Consider the following 3,686-nt stretch of genomic DNA (forward strand, 5'->3'; position numbering starts at 1 on the left):
CGACCCACACGTGGCCGTCGCCGGTCGAGAGGTCGGCGGCCCAGCGCTCGGCGGCCGCACGGCTCTCGAAGGGGTGGCGGGAGCCGTCCTCGAAGACGAGCCGCCCCACCTTCGCGTTGCGCTTCCGCGCGGAGGGTTTCACCGCGACGACGATGCTCACACGCCGACCGTGGGCCCTCATCGGGTTAAAAACCACGTCAGACGGTGAACGGGAGCGCTTCGGTCGCCGGTGCTGTTGCGACGCCGACCCCGCTACAGCTCACCGTTCAAGTAGATGCCGATGACGCCGCCGAGCGCACTCAGCGCGACGATGTAGCCGGCGACGAGCGTGACGCCAACGATCAGCAGGGCGATCCCACCGATGGCGGCACCGGTGCCGGCGAACCCGAAGAGTACGAACCCGGCGACGACCAGCAGTCCGAGGGGGAGGGCGGCGATCAGCCCGGAGAGCGTGCCGATACGGAGCCCGTCAGCGGTCTCGCCGCCTTCGAGATACGCCGCGAGCGCACCGCCGAGGACCGGAGAGATCCCGGTAAACGAGAGGCCGAACGTCGCAACCGCGCCGATAACCGCGTTGAGGAGGGTGTTGTCGGTGCTCACGACCCGGCTCTCTCCCCGCCGAGTCATACGTCTTGTGGCGGCCACGCGCCGCTTCGTTCCACAGGGTCCGATCGTCGTCCCCGAGCCGATGGTTTATGAGGCGAGGGGTTCCTGTCACGTGTATGAGCGAGCAGGAGACGATCCACGTCGCGGACGTCAGCGAGGGGATCGGCGGCGACGCGACGGCGGATCCGGGCTCGCCGGTCGAACTCCCGGTCGTCGACGTGCTCACCGGCAGATCCTTCATCACGGGAAAAAGCGGGTCGGGGAAGAGCAACACCGCGAGCGTCGTTATCGAGAACCTCCTCGACAACGGGTTCCCCGTCATGATCGTCGACACGGACGGGGAGTACTATGGCCTCAAGGAGGAGTACGAGATCCTCCACGCCGGCGCGGACGAGGAGTGTGACATCGTCGTCTCGCCCGAACACGCCGAGAAACTCGCGAACCTCGCCTTAGAGCAGAACGTTCCGATCATCCTCGACGTCTCGGGCTATCTGGAAGAGAGTACTGCCAACGAGCTCCTCCTCGAAGTCGTCAAACAGCTGTTCGCGAAGGAAAAGCGGCTGAAAAAGCCGTTTCTCCTCGTCGTCGAGGAGTGCCACGAGTACATCCCCGAGGGCGGCGGGATGGACGAGACCGGCAAGATGCTGATCAAGGTGGGAAAACGCGGCCGGAAACACGGCCTCGGGATCGTCGGCATCAGCCAGCGGCCGGCCGACGTGAAAAAGGATTTCATCACTCAGTGTGACTGGCTCTGCTGGCACCGGCTCACGTGGGACAACGACACGAAAGTCGTCGGCCGGATCCTCGGGTCGAAGTACGCCAGTGCGGTCGAGGACCTCGGCGACGGCGAGGCATTCCTCATGACCGACTGGGACGAGTCGATCCGCCGGATCCAGTTCCACCGCAAGGAGACGTTCGACGCCGGCGCGACCCCCGGCCTCGACGACTTCGAGCGCCCGGAGCTCAAGTCGGTCTCCAGCGACCTCGTCGGCGAACTCCAGTCGATCTCCGACGAGAAAGCCCGTCGCGAGTCCGAGCTCGCCGACCTCAGACAGGAGCTGGAAAAAAAGGACCAGCGAATCCGTCAGCTCGAACGCGAACTCGAGGAGGCGCGGGACCTGAGCGACATGGCGGACCAGTTCGCACAGGCGCTGTTGGGGAAGGCCGAAGCCCCCTATCGCGGCGGTGACGGTCGCTCGGTCGCGTCGGCGAAGCGTCGCGAACAGGCCGGTCTCGCCGACTACGACGCCGCGGTCGCGGCGACGGAGTCGGTCCCGGGAGCTGAGAACGGGAGCGGCGGCGACCGAAGCGACTCCGACCCCGAGGACGTGGCCGGCCCGTCGTCGAACGATGCCGATCCCCCGGAGAACCGCGGGCAGTCCAACGACGCCAACCCGAACGACGCCGACTCGTCCGACGACGTCAACACCGACTCGTCCGACGATGTCGACCCCGTGACGCGGGCCGATGTCGCCGAGGGTGCGCTCCGGTTCGACGACGCGGTCCAGCTGGGGACCCGCGAGGCCGTCATCGAGGAGCTTCGCGCCCGGATCGAGTCGCTCCCAGCGCTCTCGCGGGGGATGCTCAGACACTACCGACGCGAGGGCGTCAGCGACCCGGTCGCTGCACATATCGACGCCGGCGGCGACGGCGACACGGAGCACGCGTACAGCCGGCATCGGCCGATCCGAAAGGCCGGCCTGCTCCGCCACGCCGGTCGGGGGCAGTACGCCTACGCGGTGCCCGACCTGATCCGCGAGGCGTACGCTGACCGACTCGAGGAACCGGCGGTCCGGGAGACGGTTCGGGAGGTGGAAACGGCGTTCGTCCCGCCGGCAGAGCGCTCGTACCCGCCGGATGCGGACCCGAGCGACGTGGAACACGCCGGCAGTTCCGACGACGAGACCTCCCGTTCCGACACTGCCGGCGGCGATGTGGATCTCGTCGGTACCGCCGGGGACGCGGGTCACCCAGACACTGCCGCTGCCACCGACGACACGCCCGATACCGACGACACGCCCGACACCGACGACGACGAACCCCTCCCTCACACCGGCGGGTTGAGCGAGGTTGCACGGCGGATCGCCGAGCGCGGTGCGGACGCCGCCGACACGGAGTGATCCGCGTCTGTGGGTGGCTCTAGCCCGTGGTCAGCCCCGGTACCAGTGGTCGATCATCACGATGACGATGAGCAGTCCCGGTCCGATCCCGGCGGTGTAGACGCCGAACACGAAGAGTACGGCGAAAAGCAGGACCGTCGACCCGATCTGTACCTGCGAGCTCTGCTCGCGGAACCAGTCGAGGTACCGTCCCAGAAGCGACATACGTACACTCGAACACTCACCGGCTTAGTTCTCTCGGGTGACGCCGACGGCGCGCCCTCTTCGGCACCGAGCCTAACGCGTATTGAGGATCCCTTATAAGCGTTCGTGGTAAATAGTCGTGTACAGTGAGTGCGACACTCCCGATCATCGCCGCGATCCTCGGGATCGGGATCGCGCTACAGGTCGTCTCGTCACGGCTTCGGATCCCGAGCGTTCTCTTCCTGATCCTCGTCGGCGTTCTGCTGGGACCGGAAGGGCTCGGGTATATCGGCCTCGAAACGTTTGGCGACGGTCTCGGCACCGTCGTCGGGCTCTCCGTGGCGATCATCGTCTTCGACGGCGGGTTTGATCTCACACGCGAACGGCTCGCCGAGGCACCGAAGTCGATCCTTCGGGTCGTGACCGTCGGCGCGGCGATCATGTTCTTCGGGACGGCGCTCGCGGTGCAGTTCTTCCTCACCGACAACTGGGGACTCGCGTTCCTGATCGGCGCGCTGCTCATCGCGACGGGCCCGACCGTCATCACGCCGATCCTGCAGGTGATCGACGTCCGCGAACACGTCGCTTCGACGCTGGAGGCGGAGGGTATCATCAACGACGTGACGGCCGCGATCCTCGCGATCGTCGTGTTCGAGACGCTCGTCGTCGGGACCGGCGACACCGCGGGCGTGCTGTCCGGGTTCCTCTCGCGGCTCGTCGCCGGGCTCGGCGTCGGGATGGTCGTCGCGGCGGTCGTCTACGTGGTGCTCGTCCGGC

5 protein-coding genes are annotated in these 3,686 nt (G+C 67.0%); 2 read left to right on the forward strand and 3 right to left on the reverse strand.

Annotation, left to right across the window (positions count from 1 at the left end; all coding sequences use genetic code 11):
* Both ACFQEU_RS18295 and ACFQEU_RS12890 read right to left on the reverse strand, forming a co-directional pair.
* Positions 1-160: DUF8081 domain-containing protein (locus tag ACFQEU_RS18295; RefSeq protein WP_465261146.1), on the reverse strand; the 160-nt coding region annotated here is incomplete at its 3' end.
* 92 nt (positions 161-252) lie between these two features.
* The gene (locus ACFQEU_RS12890; RefSeq protein ID WP_379782775.1) at positions 253-600 is read right to left on the reverse strand and encodes a DUF5518 domain-containing protein; all 348 of its coding nucleotides are present in this window, start codon (positions 598-600) and stop codon (positions 253-255) included.
* A gap of 122 nt (positions 601-722) precedes the next feature.
* On the opposite strand from ACFQEU_RS12890, the gene ACFQEU_RS12895 reads away from it, so the two are divergent.
* Positions 723-2,726, forward strand: a complete 2,004-nt coding sequence (locus ACFQEU_RS12895; protein ID WP_379782777.1) for a helicase HerA domain-containing protein — start codon at positions 723-725, stop codon at positions 2,724-2,726.
* A 30-nt stretch (positions 2,727-2,756) separates the two neighbouring features.
* On the opposite strand, the gene ACFQEU_RS12900 is transcribed toward ACFQEU_RS12895, so the two are convergent.
* Positions 2,757-2,930, reverse strand: a complete 174-nt coding sequence (locus ACFQEU_RS12900; RefSeq protein ID WP_379782780.1) for a hypothetical protein — start codon at positions 2,928-2,930, stop codon at positions 2,757-2,759.
* 125 nt (positions 2,931-3,055) lie between these two features.
* Here ACFQEU_RS12900 and ACFQEU_RS12905 point away from each other — a divergent pair.
* The coding region (locus ACFQEU_RS12905; protein ID WP_379782782.1) for a cation:proton antiporter domain-containing protein at positions 3,056-3,686 on the forward strand (631 nt) is incomplete at its 3' end.

It is taken from the genome of Halorubrum tibetense, assembly GCF_042661865.1.
Taxonomy (GTDB): domain Archaea; phylum Halobacteriota; class Halobacteria; order Halobacteriales; family Haloferacaceae; genus Halorubrum; species Halorubrum tibetense.

Excerpts from the sequence above, each read along its gene's own strand:
- ACFQEU_RS12900 (WP_379782780.1), bottom strand. The coding sequence starts at position 2,930 with ATGTCGCTTCTGGGACGGTACCTCGACTGGTTCCGCGAGCAGAGCTCG.
- ACFQEU_RS12895 (WP_379782777.1), top strand. The coding sequence starts at position 723 with ATGAGCGAGCAGGAGACGATCCACGTCGCGGACGTCAGCGAGGGGATC.